Origin of the sequence: Yersinia sp. IP36721 (assembly GCF_003634395.1) — a bacterium.
GTDB classification, from domain to species: Bacteria; Pseudomonadota; Gammaproteobacteria; order Enterobacterales; family Enterobacteriaceae; genus Yersinia; species Yersinia entomophaga.
The window spans coordinates 1-16,638 of the sequence record NZ_QCZL01000002.1 but is presented as its reverse complement, the minus strand read 5'-3'; the positions used below and the strand labels follow the sequence as shown (position 1 = coordinate 16,638).

The window sequence follows — 16,638 nt, the reverse complement described above, 5'->3', positions numbered from 1 at the left end:
CATAAATTAATTTCCTCTGTTTATCCTTTATTTATCTAAATTGGCAATTAATATAATAAATCTGCTTATTATCACTTACACTAGCCCCTCACTTTTCAATACGGTTAATTTTAAATGGACTATTAATTAGTATTGAAATTATTTACCACTATTTTTTGTAGTGACTTATGGAACAGGATTTTTCATGAGAGTTGTATTACCGCTGGCTTTTTTATTCATTTCGGGTTGCTCACTTCCCCTTCCTCATTTGACCGACAAACAGATCGCTGAATTTGATTCAGATGCATTATGCTCCGCGCTGGGTACTTATAATAACGACGGTAAATCCGTATTACGCTTAACCGCCGAAGTGGAACGTCGAGGCGTCGCGATTAATCAGGAAAAATGCTATCGCATCAGCCATATGGCCATGCAAGCGCCCGTCGACGATACGCTACACGCAAACTGCGATACACGCCCCGCCTATGACATTCCTGGCAAGCAGCCGAGAGTTAAAATAGACGGCAAATGGCACCTGCTGCCGCAATCGCAATTTAACCACTCGCGCCCGCGATGCTCCTTTGGCGGTACGCACGCCTGGCGGCAATATCCAGACCCCAAGTTGCTCCCCGACCGTGACATGCTACGAATCATAAGTGAGTACAAAAAATAACCTGTGGTGATATCCTCGGTTAAGCTATCGTAACCCCGCCAAGTGTTATTAATTGGATCAGCTAATCTCGGGGTTTGTAGATAAAAGGAGAGTTATCAATCCGGTGCGGTAATCCTTCCCCGCACCGCTTCCCCAGAATTACCGTGCAATTAAAACTATTTGCAGGTTATATTTCATTGATTGTAGTAATCTAACCAGGTTGAGTTTTTCTGAGACAAGTGACGCCGTTGCCGAAACGTAGCCCCCTTTCCCAGCCAAATTCCTGTTTCTTGCCGCTTCTGTCACCTGGACGTTGTATCTCTGCTATGCAAAAATTTCTGTTTTTATTACTCAGCCTGATTCTATTAGGCCCACTGGGTATTGACCTTTACCTGCCCACTATTCCCGCTATTGCCAAAGGCCTGAATAGCAGCGAATCACTAATTCAATCCACCATAGCGCTGTTTATTCTGGTTTTGGGCGTCGGGCAACTGATCGCAGGTCCATTGGTGGATAAATATGGCCGCAAACCTATCGCCATCATCGGAATTCTGCTGTATATGCTGGGTGCCGCAATGGCCGCGCTAGCGACTACGCCAACGATGTTTGTCGCCTCGCGCCTGCTACAGGGAACCGCCGTATGTTGCACCGCCGTGGTGGCATTTAGCGGCGTGCGCGATCGTTTAAATGGTAACGAGGCCGCCCGAGCCTTTGGTTTTTTAAATGGCACCTTGAATATCGTCCCGGCGCTGGCGCCTTTGTTAGGCGGCCTGTTAGCCGAAGCCTTCGGCTGGCGCGCCCCCTTCTGGTTCTTGGTGCTATACGCCGTTCTGGTACTGATATTGGTGGTATTTTTCCTACCAGAGACCCGCCCAGCGGGAACCCAGTCGGTTAAAGGCTTACCGTTCAAAAACTATTTGCGTATTTTGCGTGACGATCGTTTTCTGGTCTTTGCGCTGGTGAACGCGGGTGCGATGGGAATGGCGCTGACTTATGTGTCTCTGGCTCCTAACGTATTGATGGGCGAGGCTAATCTCACACCGCTCCAGTTCTCACTGGCTTTCGGCGCCAACGGGTTCTGGATTATGTTTGTGAGTTTCTTTGCCAATAGGATCATTCAAAAAGTGGGCCGTCCAGCCTGTCTGATGACCGGTAGTCTGCTCATGGCTTTGGGGTGTGTAGGCTTATTATTTGGCGTAACACAATTAAGTGCGGAAATGCAGAATAGCTGGCCGACTTACATGTTGCCGGTCGCCAGTGCCTGCGCCGGTCTGGCCTTTATGATGGGCCCGGCGACCAGCTATGCCTTGGAACCTTACGCCAATGAAGCCGGTGTGGCCTCTGCTCTGGTCGGTTTTGTGCAAATGGCCGGCGGTGCCGCCTTGGGTCTGATCGCTATGTCATTACCCATTCAGCCTAAGCTTTCGCTGGCGTTGGTGATGTTAACCGGCTGTTTATTGGCGTGGATTGCCCGCAGTGCCAGCAAGCGGATGCCGACCATCATCAAGAAAATTGCCTGATAATGATTGCGGATCGCTCTGTCGATCCGCTTTCGCGGAATGAGTTGGATGACGTGAACTCGTCGGGTAATAAATGGTATGGATAATTAATCTTAGAGGATCATTGATAACCCGCTAAATCAGCCGTTATTTTACTCTGCCCTAATGTTTATCCTACGTTAGCACTTACTTTGTAATAACCTCAGTGCCAGCCTTGCCAAGGCTGCTTTCCGCCAATAATGACAAAACACCCTTTCCCCACCTTGGGGACGCGGTTGTATCATTGGTTGCACAAATTCCTGCGCCCAGTCAGGCAAATCAAATCTAGGCTCATTTTCTCCACTTGAAAATTTTCGAATGATTTCGCGACAATGTCCTTCGCAGGATAAAATTGCTTCGACTTTTTCCTGTCCCTCCAGAGTGGCAGAAAAAGCGACAATACGTTGACCCTCTAGGCTGCGTTGTCCCGTTCTCCAACAGTATCCTACTATCCTCCGCCCCTGTGCCTGCCAGTCAAAATGCAAATAGCCATGATGAGGATTTTCTGCTCCCGCAGCCCAACTCAACGTCCCGAAGCGATAACGTAAATGACGAACTCGGTGCCCGTTAATCTCTAATAGACAACCTTTATTCGTACCAACCGAAGCCAGCAGGCAAAATAGAGTTCGGGGCGCTTCACTGCAATAAACGCCATTCCACGGATACAAATAAGTATCAATCTGATGATCGATATCTGGAATAAAGCGATTCCAGTCGATGCAATAATCCGCCAAGACTGAGATTATTCTGTCGCAGTTTGGCTGAGACCTATTTAATAGGTAATGGATAACAGCCATCATGACTTTCTTACGAGTGAATAGCGCATAGATAAACCCGCGGTTATCTGACGCGGATATGAGACCCGCCCGATATTGCTGTTCTTCCTGGTTTGGCTCTATTACACCACCGATAGTCCGCAACGTAACTCGATGCCGCTCCCGTCGCGCCAGTGAAATAGCGCACTGGACTGCTGGATCGGGGGCCTTTGGATCGCAATGATAGATAACCAAGACCCGATACCCCCGGCGTACGTAATACAACATGGCTTCGGTCATCTGCATATAAATGATATAGCGGGATTGGCTATTATTATACAGAACATTGAGATCGTAACCGTCCGGCCGCCTGTTTTTCATCCATAGCTGAGTTATCGGATGGAGCAAGCAATAAAATAGATAATCTGCATTTTCAATTAATACATTAACGCCAGAGGGAAATACAATGGCTTCGGCACCCGTTCTGATAATCATCAACTCACCGGAGGTTTCTTTGGTACTTTTCACCTTGCTATCCAGCCGAAAATCATCGGCAGCCATGTTGCGCTCCAGCGTTTCCCATGCGCGGCTATGCGCCATACGGGATAAATCAGAGGTAATCAGACCCACGAGTTGGCGCATCATATTTCCTCGCTAAAACTGTCTCGGTTAGCCGATAGAAAGATCGTCGATAATATTGATCAACAATAGTTTTCCCTAGTATTGAAAATAAACAATCAAACCCCGATGCTACCGCAGTGATAATATTGAATACAGACAAAGCATGAGCTGAGAGATAGATATTAATGACAGGATGAGTATTCTTGTCTGATTCATTCTCAACTGGAGTGAATCTATTCTGGCAACTGACATAATACTCTCCTATTCGATTTCATTTATTCTCAGAATATAAAATCATGCGGATGATCAGCAGTTCAACCACTATAAATAAATCAGATGAGGTGGCAATAATAAAAACCGAAGGGAGAATAACGATATAAATGGGTTTTATAACCACTATTCACATGTCGCCATATCAACAAATTAATGAAATGAGATCAAAATAAAGAAGGCATATCTGGATAAAGATACGCCTTCAGGATAGGTTTCGGAATATCGGAATTTTCAAGCTTAACTCTCGATTTTCACCGGCACTCTGGGAGCCAAAGCGCACATCAATTCGTAGCCCACGGTTCCCGCAGCGGCGGCAACGTCGTCAATCGGCAGATTTTTCCCCCACAATTCAACCTTGCTACCTGTTACGGCCTGTGGACAAAGGGTTAAATCCACCATCATCATATCCATTGATATAGTGCCCAAGGTTCGAGTCATAACGCCCTCAACCCATGCCGGAGTACCCGTTGGCGCATGACGCGGATAGCCGTCGGCATAGCCGCAGGCCACGACGCCAATACGCTGAGCATCGCTGGCCTGATAGCGGCTGCCATAGCCCACGCCATGGCCCTTGCTCAAATCCTGAACGGCGATGATTTCACTACACAAACTCATTGTCGGTTGCAAACCGGTGTCCGCAATATCTGCCGTCCTACCACTCGGGGACGCCCCGTATAAAATAATACCCGGCCGTACCCAATCTCGATGAGTTTGACTGTGCCAAAGCGTCGCGGCGGAATTGGCAAAACTGCGCGGAGCAGGAATATTGGCACTGGCATCGCTGATGTCATTAAACTGCTGCGCCACGCCGGTAGGATTATCCGCATTAGCAAAATGACTCATTAACGTAATTTGATCGATATTGGCAATGCTTTTCGCCCATTGCCAGACCGTCTCAGCCTGACGAACCGGAAAACCTAAGCGGTTCATTCCGCTGTTCAGTTTAAGATAAACATTAAGTGGTGCACTTAACCGCGCTCGTTGAATAGCGTCTAATTGCCAATCACTGTGTATCGTCGTCGTCAGACGATAATGATCCAACAACGTCAAATCCTGCGGTTGAAAGAACCCTTCCAGCAATAGAATTGGCCCTTTCCAACCCTTCTCACGCAGTAAGACTGCTTCATTGAGATCCAATAATGCAAACCCATCGGTAGCGGATAAACTTTCCCACACTCTGCTCAGGCCGTGACCGTAAGCATTGGCTTTAACCACTGACCATACTTTTGACTGAGGAGCACAATTTCTGATGACATTAAGATTATTATCAAAGGCAGACAAATGCAGCGTGGCAGATATCGGGCGAGGCATGCGCGTTCCTTTTTACTTTACCGGGTTTGTCGGGCTTTTAATTGTTACCGGATTATTTATTCTATGAAATAACGCGCACATCAAGAGGCCGATATTACCCAGCCGCTTGTTGTGCAATATTTGAAAATTAGCGAATCGAACGCGCCGCGTACAGACTGCCATGATTCGCGGAATGGAATCCCGGACTATAACGAGCAACCGCTAAATCATCGGCGTCAATGGCGGTCTGACGGCCAGAAATGATATCGGCCAGTAGTTGCCCTGAGCCGCAGGCCATTGTCCAGCCCAGAGTGCCGTGGCCGGTATTCAGATAGAGATTTTTCAGCGTCGTCCGCCCTACCACCGGCGTACCGTCAGGCGTCATTGGACGCAACCCGGTCCAGAATGTGGCGTGTTCAACTTTGCCCCCATCCGGATACAAATCCTGCACCACCATTTCCAGCGTTTCCCGACGGGCCTGTTCCAATTGGGTATTAAAACCCACAATCTCCGCCATACCACCGACGCGAATACGATCGTCAAATCGGGTAATTGCAATCTTATAAGTTTCATCCAACACGGTAGAAAATGGCGCAGAATCCGGATCGGTAATTGGAATAGTCAGCGAGTAACCCTTTAGCGGATATACCGGAATAGACACTAAACCCTGTAGTAATGACGTGGAATAAGAGCCAAATGCCACGACATAAGCATCTCCCTTGATCACGTCATTGCCGCAAAGTACACCAGCGATTTGATTACCGTCCACCAGCAATTTATCTACCGAGCGGTTAAAAATAAATTTCACTCCGGCGGCTTCAGCCATTTTCGCCAATTGCTCGGTAAATAAACGGCAATCGCCGGTTTCGTCGTTAGGTAAACGTAATCCGCCGGTCAGTTTATGAGACACTTTGGACAAGGCTGGCTCTATGGTCGCTAATTTATCAGCGGTTAATAATTGATAAGGTACGCCCGCATCCTCCAATACCGCCATATCTTTTGCAGCATTATCAAACTGTTGCTGAGTCCGGAACAATTGCAAGGTTCCACCCTGACGGCCTTCGTATTGGATTCCGGTATCTTCGCGCAGATCTTTCAGGCAATCCCGACTGTATTCGGCCAGCCGAACCATGCGGCTTTTATTGGTCATATAATGGGAAGTACTACAATTTTTCAGCATCTGCCACATCCAGCGTAACTGGAAGCTGCTGCCATCTAATCGGATGGCCAGCGGAGCATGGCGTTGGAACATCCATTTAATGGCTTTCAACGGTACGCCCGGAGCTGCCCAAGGCGCGGCATAGCCGGGGGAAATTTGCCCCGCGTTACCTGCGCTGGTTTCCTGAGCCGGGCCAGATTGGCGGTCAATGACCGTTACCTCATGGCCTGCTTTTGCTAGGTACCAGGCGCTGGCCACCCCCACCACTCCACTTCCCAAAATGATAATACGCATACCTTAACTCCGCCGATAATACATAAAGCATAATATTCTGCTGACAGAAAATTAACTTAGTGTAAAAAACTAGCCAACAATTTGATCGTGGGTTGTGATTCTGCTCACAGTTATTTTATATTTTAATCTTATTGTTTTTCAAGTGATTTACATTATTGGCGATAAGATTCGGTTTGAACATCATAAACAGGTATATATCTCAATAAATTCATTAAGTTAGCTGTTTATAGTCCAAATAATCCACAACTTGAACAAGATGACTTTGACGATATTTAATTCTTATAAATTGCCATTAATGCAGAATAAAATATTGCCAAATAGAAGAATAAGATGATGCTCCCAGCGCGGAAAAAATAAACTATATTGACATAAGGTCTTGCCGTGCTTCAGTTTGTTCAGATTGAGCTAGGATTATGCAAGGGACAGGTATTTGGCCAGATGTTAAAACCGTGAGGGTGCGCTGATGACAACTTCAACTGAAAAAACGGGCGCGCAAGATAAGCGTCTGACTGACGGACCAGACTGGACTTTCGAATTACTACAGGTTTACCTCGATCAGATCGATCGGGTCGCCAAACATTATCGATTGGATACCTATCCGCATCAAATCGAGGTGATCACCTCTGAGCAAATGATGGATGCTTATTCAAGTATTGGTATGCCAATAAATTATACCCATTGGTCGTTTGGCAAAAAATTTATCGAAACGGAACAGAAATATAAACAAGGCCAGCAGGGTCTGGCCTATGAAATAGTGATTAACTCCAACCCTTGCATCGCCTATCTGATGGAAGAAAACACAATTACGATGCAGGCACTGGTCATGGCTCACGCGTGCTATGGGCATAATTCCTTCTTTAAAAATAACTATCTTTTCCGAACCTGGACTGACGCCAGCTCCATTGTCGATTACCTGCTGTTTGCCCGCCATTACATCAGTGAATGTGAAGAACGCTACGGTGTAGAAGAAGTGGAACGACTGCTCGATTCCTGCCATGCGCTGATGAACTACGGCGTTGACCGTTATAAACGCCCGCAAAAAATTTCGCTACAGGAAGAAAAAGCTCGGCAGAAAAGTCGGGAGGAATATCTGCAAAGCCAGGTCAACTCCCTATGGAAAACCCTGCCGCGCATTGCTCGAGAAGAAACCCAGGCTGAAGCGCTACGCTATCCAAGTGAACCCCAGGAAAATATTCTCTATTTTATGGAGAAAAATGCCCCATTACTGGAGTCCTGGCAGCGGGAAATCCTGCGCATCGTACGCAAAATCAGCCAATATTTTTATCCGCAAAAACAGACTCAGGTGATGAATGAAGGTTGGGCCACTTTCTGGCATTACACTATTTTAAACCACCTGTATGACGAAGGTCGGGTCAGCGATCGGTTTATGATGGAATTCCTGCACAGTCATACCAACGTGGTGTACCAACCCGCCTATAACAGCCCTTATTACAGTGGGATAAACCCTTATGCGCTGGGTTTTGCCATGTTTCAGGACATCAAGCGCATCTGTATGTCGCCAACGGAAGAAGATCGCTACTGGTTCCCGGGTATTGCCGGTTCTGATTGGTTAGATACGTTACATTTCGCCATGCGTGATTTTAAAGACGAAAGTTTTATTAGCCAGTTTTTGTCGCCCAAAGTCATGCGCGATTTTCGTTTATTTACCGTACTGGATGACGATAAAAATAATTATCTGGAAATCTCGGCGATTCATAATGAAGAGGGTTATCGGGCTATTCGCAATGAGCTGTCTGCTCAATACAATCTGAGTAACCATGAACCAAATATTCAGGTTTGGAATGTCAATTTGCGCGGCGACCGCTCACTGACCTTACGCTATATTCCGCAGGATCGAGCTCCGCTGGATAAAAGTCGTCGAGAAGTGATGAAACATATCCATCGCCTCTGGGGATTTGACGTACACATTGAACAGTTGAATGAGGATGGCAGCACCGAACTGCTGGAAAGCACGCCACCACGTGAAAGCAAATTGTAACCTTTGCCTTCGTCTGATGCGGTTTTATCGAGAATACCGTTTATCAGATAGTAAAAAGGGCCATAGTAAAAAGGGCCAAATGGCCCTTTTTTATTGTCATTTGCCGTTCTAGCGGCGCGCTTCAGCCAGATCGCTCGGCATTGTGCCTTGCATACTGTGCCAGATCGCCCCGCTTTCTTTCCCGTAGTTACGCAAACATTCCATAACCTGGTCGTATGATTTATTTTCGCACAGGCTAGCTAACTGGCTATAAAAGTTCAGCGCTAGCTTACGGGCTTCCGGGTTAGAGAAATAATAACGACCAACGCGAGTATAAAGACCTTTTAGTCCGTTCAGGATTAGCCCGTAAATCGGATTACCGGAAGCAAATGCCAGACCGCGGAAAATGCCGTAGTCCAAAGCAGTGAAAGCTTCTGCGTGATCTTCTACCTCTGACGCTTTCGCCAGTATATCCAATGCTTGATCGGGATGTTGGCGGAACGCAGTCCGCACAAAAATCGAAGCGATATTGGTTCGAACAGCGAGTAAATTATCTATCAATTGAGGGACGCTATCGTGGTCCAGGCGAGCCAGTGTTTCAAGAATATTAAGGCCCGACGTCTCCCAAAAATTGTTTACTTTTGTAGGCTTACCATGCTGAATGGTGAGCCAGCCATCGCGAGCAAGACGTTGCAATACTTCCCGCAAGGTCGTTCTGGTTACCCCGATGAGTTCTGAAAGTTCACGCTCCGCGGGCAAAATAGATCCTGGAGGGAAGCGATTATTCCAAATACTTTCAATAATGTACTCTTCCGCGAAACCGGCAGGACTTTGCGCCTTTATAACCATGTGTGTGACGTTCCGTAGCGATATTTTTCAGCAATTTAATAGAGCTTATCATACCAGACGCGCCGTGTATGATATAGCGTCGCAGCAGAACAATTGGTGAAAGCGGTCATAAAATGGCAAAAATCGCGCCAACTTCACGCTACTAGTCATATTTTTACACTCTTTAAATCGCTTGCTCAAAGCACGCCGTAAGCTTGATTATTAACTGAACCATAGAAAAATTAAGGGGATAATGACACACAATGGATATGACCAATCGACAGGCTCTAATCAAGAACTTTCTGGGCAACTCACCAGACTGGTACAAAATAGCCATTATCGGTTTTCTGATAATAAACCCTCTCGTCTTTTTCTTCGTCAGTCCCTTTGTCGCGGGATGGATGCTGGTCGTTGAGTTTATTTTTACCTTAGCGATGGCGTTAAAATGCTACCCGTTGCAGCCTGGCGGTTTATTGGCGATTCAAGCAATTATTATTGGGATGACCAGTCCGCATCAGGTTGCGGAGGAAATTGCTAATAATCTCGAAGTGCTGCTGCTATTAATCTTTATGGTGGCCGGTATCTATTTTATGAAACAGCTGCTGTTATTTGTCTTTACCAAGCTGCTGCTGAATATTCGGTCGAAAATCATTCTGTCTTTGGCTTTCTGTCTGGCCTCCGCCTTCCTCTCTGCATTTCTCGATGCACTAACGGTTATCGCCGTGGTTATCAGCGTATCCGTCGGTTTTTATACTATTTATCACCACGTTGCCTCCAATCATAGCGATAAGGACGTCAACGATGACAGCTGGATAGATTCGCAGGAAAACCGTAAGGCACTGGAGCAGTTCCGCGCCTTTTTACGCAGCCTGATGATGCATGCCGGTGTCGGTACTGCGCTGGGTGGCGTAATGACGATGGTTGGCGAACCACAAAATCTGATCATTGCCAAAAGCGCTGGCTGGCATTTCTTCGATTTCTTTATTCGCATGCTTCCGGTCACTTTGCCTGTATTTGTTTGCGGTTTATTGGTCTGTCTGCTGGTTGAGCGTTTTAAACTGTTCGGCTACGGTGCAGAATTGCCGGATCGTGTGCGCCAGATTTTGAAAGAATACGATCAGCAAACCTCCGCCAAACGCACGCGTCAGGAAAAAATGAAATTAATCATTCAGGCGTTAATTGGCGTTTGGTTGGTTGTAGCGTTGGCATTACATTTGGCTGAAGTGGGTCTGATTGGATTGTCCGTTATTATTCTGGCCACGTCGTTGTGCGGCGTTACCAACGAACATGCACTGGGCAAAGCATTTCAGGAAGCCTTGCCTTTTACCGCGTTATTGACGGTATTTTTTGCCGTGGTGGCGGTAATTATTGAACAGCATCTGTTTACGCCGATTATCCAGTTTGTCCTACAGTCGTCGCCATCGGCGCAACTGTCGCTGTTTTATCTGTTTAACGGTTTGCTCTCTTCCGTATCTGATAATGTTTTTGTCGGCACCGTTTATATTAACGAGGCTCGTAGCGCCTTCGAACAGGGTGCTATTTCCCTACAGCAGTTCGAACTACTGGCGGTGGCCATTAATACCGGCACCAATTTACCTTCCGTTGCTACGCCTAACGGACAGGCCGCATTCTTATTCCTGCTGACTTCCGCGCTGGCTCCGCTTATTCGTTTATCCTACGGAAGAATGGTGTATATGGCACTGCCCTATACCATTGTCATGACGTTGGTTGGTCTTCTATGCGTTGAGTTTGCATTAGTTCCTATGACCGAATTAATGATTCAATCGGGCCTGATAGCCGTGCCGCAAATTGACCCAGGCGCACTGGTTACACACTGATTCCTTGCATTCTGACCTCAGCCAGCCCTACACTTTTATACTAAAGGGCTGGCTTAAAATGCCATTAACATCATCAAAGATGAATTTTTATCCGTTAAATCGTGGTCTAAGCGATAAACAGATGATTTTCGCTTAAACTTGTCGCCGGATAGCTGGCAGCAATGATGAATTGGTTTACACTGCCACTACAATTGCTTACTGCATGGAATATAAAGATATGTTGCAATTTCTTAACCGTTGCTCCCAAGGGCGCGGTGCTTGGCTTTTAATGGCTTTGACTGCACTTCTGCTTGAGCTGGCCGCACTCTATTTTCAACACATCATGCTATTACAGCCATGTGTAATGTGCATTTATGAACGCTGTGCGTTGTTTGGTATTCTTGGTGCTTCGCTGCTTGGCGCTATTGCGCCCAAATCGCCATTACGCTATTTAGCGATTGCATTGTGGATATACAGTGCCTGGAAGGGCGTGCAATTAGCGTGGGAACATACCATGTTCCAACTTCACCCTTCCCCATTTGCCACCTGCGATTTCTTTGTTAATTTCCCGTCCTGGTTGCCACTAGACAAATGGCTGCCTTCTGTATTCCTGGCCAGTGGCGATTGCTCAGTGAGACAGTGGCAATTCTTATCTCTTGAGATGCCTCAGTGGCTAGTCGTTATATTTTCCGCCTACCTTGTGGTTGCTATTCTGGTTCTTATTAGTCAATTTGTTAAGCCGAAAAGACGTGACCTGTTTGGCCGATAAATAACAAACTCCTAATCTTAAAAAGGTGCTGAAAGGCACCTTTTTTTATTTGCATAATAGCTATAATTATCCAATCTCAGAGAAATAGCCAGAATCAAGTACATTAATAACCTACCCGTCAATATAAGTTCCGTTAAAAATGAAATGAAGTAAAAAATTTTGGACTAAACTTATCTATTTAACTATTATCAGCGACAAAAAAACTGCCATTACCTACCAGTAAGACTAACCAGGCTATATAAGTGCGTTATGACAACTTTATAAACAGGAAAACACTGGGAGATTAAGATGTCTTGCCTCAAAAAAAATGGGGTCGCCATATCTGTATTTATTGTCATTGTGATTGTGAATATTCTTTACCTCTATATGGGTAATAACCTGCTAAAAGATACCGCCCGGTTCGGTGCCAGAACGGCCGAACTGACGGATAAAACTATACCAGCACTTGCGGCCTGCAGGAGCTTTATTACTGATACCGTGCAATTAAGGCAGTTGCAGCTTCAACTGGTTAATGCTCACGATGATAAAGCTGTTGAGGAGGTACGGAAAGAAACAAATGAGTTAATAATAAGAATAGAAAATACTTTCTATATGTATAGTAAAACCTTGCCAGAGAGCAATAACAGGCAGGATCTTGACGAGGCGTATCATGCCTGGCTGCGTTATATTAGCCTAAGTGAAAAAGCAGTTTCGCTGTATCAAAACGGATATATTAATGAAGCGAGAAATATTCTTTTCAACGATGCACTTAGCCATTTTATCGATTTTGAACTCCGAAACATGCGACTCTTGAAATACAGCAGTGAGCAGTTATCCGAGGCGAAAATGGCCATCTCGGAGGTAGATAAAAGCGCCAAGATATTATTCTGTTTTGGGCTTGGATTCAGCTTACTTCTGCAACTGACCTATTTGGTCATTATATTCAAACAGATTATAACTAATAAGAGAGCAATTAGAGAAGCTAATATAGACCCGTTAACACATTTATTCAATCGGCGTAAATTAGCGAAAGATTGGAAGGTCATCCACTCGCTGAACAAACCCATTACTCTGGCTGCCGGCGATATCGATCATTTTAAGAAGATCAATGATACCTACGGGCATCCTGTGGGTGACTTTATACTTTGCGAGTTGGCTAATATGTTCAAAAAGAATAGCCGAAAATCAGATATGGTGATACGCATTGGCGGTGAGGAGTTTGCCATGGTCTTTTTCAACTGTCATGTGGAGAACGCTTATCAGCAAATTGAAAAAATCAGGAAAGAGGTCGAAGAGACAATTTTCACTCCAGCAAGCGGGGATAATATTAAACTCACCCTTTCATTTGGGCTAAAACAGCTAAGTACGGATACACCAACATTAGATTCGCTACTAAAAGCCGCAGATAATAATCTCTATAAGGCCAAAAACGCTGGAAGGAATCAAACCGTTTATTAATCGTTATAACGACAGCCCCTGTATGGGGAACAGGGGCTGCTTACCCTTTCTACACAGAGAAAACGTAAGACTCTAACGGTATCACTTGCAGTAAAACTTAGGCCTTAAGACTTTTACAGGTGAAATTCAATGTTTTCTCACCGTTGTTCAAATCTAGATAAATAGGCGTGGTGGAGATATTCAACGCAGCGTGAAAAGTGCTGTTATCAACAGTACGTTGAAAAAGCAGACGTTCGCCATTGGCGTCATTTTTAATTTCGGTGAATTTGAAAATAGCACCGTCAATGGTTAGTTGTTGGTTAAGGCCATCCAGCAAACTCTCTGACTTTAACCCCGATTCAGTTAAACACTGTAAACGCATCAGCGGAGATGCCAATACTGAGGCAGAGAATGTACCTATGACCATCGCTAATCCGAAGGTAAACAACACTAATTTATTTTTTTTCATGGCATTCAACTTATCATTTTAATCTTACCTGCATTATGTCATATCCAGTCAAGCAGGTAAAAAATGTCACTGGTTTAATTGCATTAAATCAATATCCTGATGCTGTCGATTCCCGCTCCCCTAACGGACTAGGGTTTTTACCTGGGCAGACGTAGAATAGTCGCCATGTTCATTCACCTTTAGATTGAACAACACATTGGAGCGCTAAAATGAGACGTACAACCATGATTATGATCGCCGTGGCAATCCTGGTCTTTTTGTTCTCTTATTTCACCGAATCTTGAGTAACTCGGAGCCGCTCTCATTTTGCGGTCAAACAGAGACGAGCAGAGTTTATTGCTCAGAACCCCAGATTCACATTGCATAAGAGACGACTATGAAGCATTCAACGCTGCGGCGCTCGCTGCTACTTGCAGGTATCACCCTTCCATTGGCCAATCTGGCATTCCCCTCATGGGCGAAATCTGCCGGCCAGCCATTATCTGAACAATTGACAGCCCTTGAGGAAAAAGCTCAAGGTCGTTTGGGCGTTTCGCTGATTAATATCCAAAGCGGTAAAGAACTTCAATATCGTGGCAATGAAGCTTTCCCATTCTGTAGCACCTTTAAGCTGGTACTGGCGGCAGCAATATTGCGCCAAAGTATGTCTCAACCTGTTTTGCTGGAAAAACATATCACGTATTCTGAGGCCGACCTGCTTTCCTATGCGCCGATAGCTCGCGAAAATTTGGGAAAAGGCATGACGATAGCTGCACTTTGCGCCGCAGCGCTGCAATATAGCGATAACACTGCTGCGAATTTATTAATTCAGCAACTTGGCGGATTAGAAGGTGTGAATAAGTTTACCCAGAGCCTCGGAGATACTGCATTTCGTCTGGATCGCTGGGAACCTGAATTAAACAGCGCTATTCCTGGTGATCCTCGTGATACCACAACGCCAAGCTCAATGGCGGCGTTAGTGAAAAAAATACAGTTCGGCGATGGATTAGCGCCAGCCCAGCAGCAACAGTTGGCTCAATGGTTAAAAGGAAATACTACGGGAAATGCCAGCATTCGCGCCGGTGTTCCAGCAGACTGGCTCGTGGGTGATAAAACCGGCAGCGGTGATTACGGGACAACCAATGACGTGGCCGTACTTTGGCCGCCAACGGGAGCACCGTTAATTCTCGCAGTATATTTTACCCAACATAAGAAAGATGCAGAATCACGACGGGATGTTCTGGCTGAAGCAACGCGAATAATTTTAGCCCAGTATAACTCTTAAATAGCAGCTAACGATATTATGACTTCCCCTGCGGTTTCCACACAGAAATAACAGGGGAATATTCTCGAATTAAACAATGTTTGATTTGTTGAATCGTGTTGAACCTACTGACCCTCACATATAGTGACAAATAAAAAATCTCATTTAAAATTTACCAAATACTAGTTGCGAATGATATTCGATGAATTAATCAGTAGATAGTTACGCCCCTAAATAACATTTTATTGCCTGATAAGAATCATATTTTTATATGTCAGCATCGACCTTGCCGACTGGTGGTTTCACAATACGATAGAGAGATAAAGCCGCCTTTGCTATTTGCCCCAAAATATTGTGACCAACACCAGAAAAAGATGCCTGACGAGATCCTTGCAGTTTAAAAACTCTCGTTCTATGGAGCATACATTTACTCCTAATTTATTCTTACCCAAATACCTATTACCTTGATCTTAAGTTGATTAGCCTGAGTTTGAACGTTAGAAAAAATCCCTTAGCAGCTTCACCGGGATGGCCGCCGTGTTGGTACTCAACCCACTGGCTGGCTGGCTGGCTGGCTGGCTGGCTGGCTGGCAATATTTTCCGCTTGATCCACACCAATTAGAATCTTTTCATTTTTCGAACTTTGCATCATGAAAAGCATACCATACCGTTTCACCTCAGGAGCAGTAATCATGAACCACCGCTGTACTCACATTAAATTTATCATTAAGCTTTAAACTTAAACTTAAACTTAAACTTAAACTTAAACTTAAACTTAAACTTAAACTTAAACTTAAAGTGAATATTGTTACTTTAATGGAAAAATATCAAACGCAAGTTTTATTTTTGTATAAATATAATAAAGACCAATAAGAAGTGCATTTCAAATGATGAGTGAAAACAAGAAATGATAAGGCTACCCCCTCCTCACGATGGCTACGCAGCAAGAAGAAATAACCTAGATCTATATATGATAATAACCTTGGATTTTAATGACAATAAACCACTGGCACACCCGGTTTTTTAAAAGAAAACAATTCTTTTCATCAATTGACTACCTGGCCCAGCTAGGCTTATTTAAAATAGGCAGATGTCTGAAAGCGAAGTGACATGAAGTAAGATTTAATCACGGTTTAAACAGAGTATTACCGCAAAATGACTCGCTACTTAACACGTAGTAACATCGGTTTGCGGTAATTTTTTGCCCCGTATATGCCCCGCCAGCTTTTCACTCCCCCTTCAACCTGAAATCATCCAGGCTGTCATCGAACTTCATGATGTCCTTCTCCAGCCTGGATGATTTCAGTTCCGATTCACCGCAATACACGACAACAAAACCTAAATCCGTGCCGACCTGCGTCCCTGCCAAATATTCCAAATCACTCAGGCTTTAGTGGCCACTCAATTTCATCAGTACTTGTATCTGTTTCATAAAGTTTAATGACATAGCTTTTCCAGTCGTTCAGCGTTGGGCCAACAACGCCAAGGCTAATGTTAAGATCTTCTGCAAACTCCAACGGCTTCATCTTTTTAAGTGCATAAGAGATTAAATCATCC

General features: G+C 45.0%; 13 protein-coding genes. 7 read left to right on the top strand and 6 right to left on the bottom strand.

What is annotated here, in order from left to right:
• Positions 1-184: 184 nt before the first annotated feature.
• Positions 185-652, top strand: coding sequence for a hypothetical protein (locus DBA33_RS02200; RefSeq protein WP_064513541.1), 468 nt, complete (start codon positions 185-187; stop codon positions 650-652).
• Between the two features lie 305 nt (positions 653-957).
• Positions 958-2,151 carry a multidrug effflux MFS transporter gene (locus DBA33_RS02195; RefSeq protein ID WP_120805431.1) on the top strand — a complete coding sequence of 398 codons (1,194 nt, stop codon included), beginning with the start codon at positions 958-960 and terminating at the stop codon, positions 2,149-2,151.
• Between the two features lie 158 nt (positions 2,152-2,309).
• On the opposite strand, the gene DBA33_RS02190 is transcribed toward DBA33_RS02195, so the two are convergent.
• The 3 genes from DBA33_RS02190 to DBA33_RS02180 all read right to left on the bottom strand — a co-directional run bounded on the left by DBA33_RS02190 (position 2,310) and on the right by DBA33_RS02180 (position 6,561).
• On the bottom strand, positions 2,310-3,569 hold the full coding sequence (locus tag DBA33_RS02190; RefSeq protein WP_162975150.1) for a hypothetical protein: 1,260 nt from the start codon (positions 3,567-3,569) through the stop codon (positions 2,310-2,312).
• A gap of 486 nt (positions 3,570-4,055) precedes the next feature.
• On the bottom strand, positions 4,056-5,129 hold the full coding sequence (gene dadX, locus DBA33_RS02185) for a catabolic alanine racemase DadX (RefSeq protein ID WP_064513535.1): 1,074 nt from the start codon (positions 5,127-5,129) through the stop codon (positions 4,056-4,058).
• A 127-nt stretch (positions 5,130-5,256) separates the two neighbouring features.
• Positions 5,257-6,561, bottom strand: a complete 1,305-nt coding sequence (locus DBA33_RS02180; protein WP_120805427.1) for a D-amino acid dehydrogenase — start codon at positions 6,559-6,561, stop codon at positions 5,257-5,259.
• 463 nt (positions 6,562-7,024) lie between these two features.
• Between DBA33_RS02180 and DBA33_RS02175 the strand changes: the two genes are divergently transcribed.
• Positions 7,025-8,560 (top strand): SpoVR family protein, encoded by a 1,536-nt coding sequence (locus DBA33_RS02175; RefSeq protein ID WP_064513532.1) that lies wholly within the window; start codon positions 7,025-7,027, stop codon positions 8,558-8,560.
• Between the two features lie 108 nt (positions 8,561-8,668).
• Here DBA33_RS02175 and fadR read toward each other — a convergent pair whose 3' ends face one another.
• Positions 8,669-9,388: a fatty acid metabolism transcriptional regulator FadR gene (gene fadR, locus DBA33_RS02170; protein WP_064513530.1), complete on the bottom strand. Its 720-nt coding sequence runs from the start codon at positions 9,386-9,388 to the stop codon at positions 8,669-8,671.
• A 242-nt stretch (positions 9,389-9,630) separates the two neighbouring features.
• On the opposite strand from fadR, the gene nhaB reads away from it, so the two are divergent.
• From nhaB to DBA33_RS02155, 3 genes are all read left to right on the top strand, one after another.
• On the top strand, positions 9,631-11,205 hold the full coding sequence (nhaB, locus tag DBA33_RS02165; protein ID WP_120805425.1) for a sodium/proton antiporter NhaB: 1,575 nt from the start codon (positions 9,631-9,633) through the stop codon (positions 11,203-11,205).
• 217 nt (positions 11,206-11,422) lie between these two features.
• The gene (gene dsbB / locus DBA33_RS02160; protein ID WP_064513527.1) at positions 11,423-11,953 is read left to right on the top strand and encodes a disulfide bond formation protein DsbB; all 531 of its coding nucleotides are present in this window, start codon (positions 11,423-11,425) and stop codon (positions 11,951-11,953) included.
• Positions 11,954-12,241: 288 nt separating this feature from the next.
• Entirely contained in the window at positions 12,242-13,390 is a 1,149-nt protein-coding gene (locus DBA33_RS02155) for a GGDEF domain-containing protein (RefSeq protein ID WP_120805423.1), read from the top strand.
• A gap of 97 nt (positions 13,391-13,487) precedes the next feature.
• On the opposite strand, the gene DBA33_RS02150 is transcribed toward DBA33_RS02155, so the two are convergent.
• Positions 13,488-13,838: a hypothetical protein gene (locus DBA33_RS02150; RefSeq protein ID WP_064513522.1), complete on the bottom strand. Its 351-nt coding sequence runs from the start codon at positions 13,836-13,838 to the stop codon at positions 13,488-13,490.
• A 376-nt stretch (positions 13,839-14,214) separates the two neighbouring features.
• On the opposite strand from DBA33_RS02150, the gene bla reads away from it, so the two are divergent.
• Positions 14,215-15,102 (top strand): class A beta-lactamase, encoded by an 888-nt coding sequence (gene bla, locus DBA33_RS02145; protein WP_120805421.1) that lies wholly within the window; start codon positions 14,215-14,217, stop codon positions 15,100-15,102.
• 246 nt (positions 15,103-15,348) lie between these two features.
• On the opposite strand, the gene DBA33_RS20595 is transcribed toward bla, so the two are convergent.
• Positions 15,349-15,504 carry a hypothetical protein gene (locus DBA33_RS20595; RefSeq protein WP_158513757.1) on the bottom strand — a complete coding sequence of 52 codons (156 nt, stop codon included), beginning with the start codon at positions 15,502-15,504 and terminating at the stop codon, positions 15,349-15,351.
• Between the last annotated feature and the right edge of the window lie 1,134 nt (positions 15,505-16,638).

Excerpts from the sequence above, each read along its gene's own strand:
- DBA33_RS02190 (WP_162975150.1), bottom strand. The coding sequence starts at position 3,569 with ATGATGCGCCAACTCGTGGGTCTGATTACCTCTGATTTATCCCGTATG.
- fadR (WP_064513530.1), bottom strand. The coding sequence starts at position 9,388 with ATGGTTATAAAGGCGCAAAGTCCTGCCGGTTTCGCGGAAGAGTACATT.
- bla (WP_120805421.1), top strand. The coding sequence starts at position 14,215 with ATGAAGCATTCAACGCTGCGGCGCTCGCTGCTACTTGCAGGTATCACC.
- dadX (WP_064513535.1), bottom strand. The coding sequence starts at position 5,129 with ATGCCTCGCCCGATATCTGCCACGCTGCATTTGTCTGCCTTTGATAAT.
- nhaB (WP_120805425.1), top strand. The coding sequence starts at position 9,631 with ATGGATATGACCAATCGACAGGCTCTAATCAAGAACTTTCTGGGCAAC.
- DBA33_RS02195 (WP_120805431.1), top strand. The coding sequence starts at position 958 with ATGCAAAAATTTCTGTTTTTATTACTCAGCCTGATTCTATTAGGCCCA.
- DBA33_RS02155 (WP_120805423.1), top strand. The coding sequence starts at position 12,242 with ATGTCTTGCCTCAAAAAAAATGGGGTCGCCATATCTGTATTTATTGTC.
- DBA33_RS02175 (WP_064513532.1), top strand. The coding sequence starts at position 7,025 with ATGACAACTTCAACTGAAAAAACGGGCGCGCAAGATAAGCGTCTGACT.
- DBA33_RS02150 (WP_064513522.1), bottom strand. The coding sequence starts at position 13,838 with ATGAAAAAAAATAAATTAGTGTTGTTTACCTTCGGATTAGCGATGGTC.
- DBA33_RS20595 (WP_158513757.1), bottom strand. The coding sequence starts at position 15,504 with ATGCTCCATAGAACGAGAGTTTTTAAACTGCAAGGATCTCGTCAGGCA.
- dsbB (WP_064513527.1), top strand. The coding sequence starts at position 11,423 with ATGTTGCAATTTCTTAACCGTTGCTCCCAAGGGCGCGGTGCTTGGCTT.
- DBA33_RS02180 (WP_120805427.1), bottom strand. The coding sequence starts at position 6,561 with ATGCGTATTATCATTTTGGGAAGTGGAGTGGTGGGGGTGGCCAGCGCC.
- DBA33_RS02200 (WP_064513541.1), top strand. The coding sequence starts at position 185 with ATGAGAGTTGTATTACCGCTGGCTTTTTTATTCATTTCGGGTTGCTCA.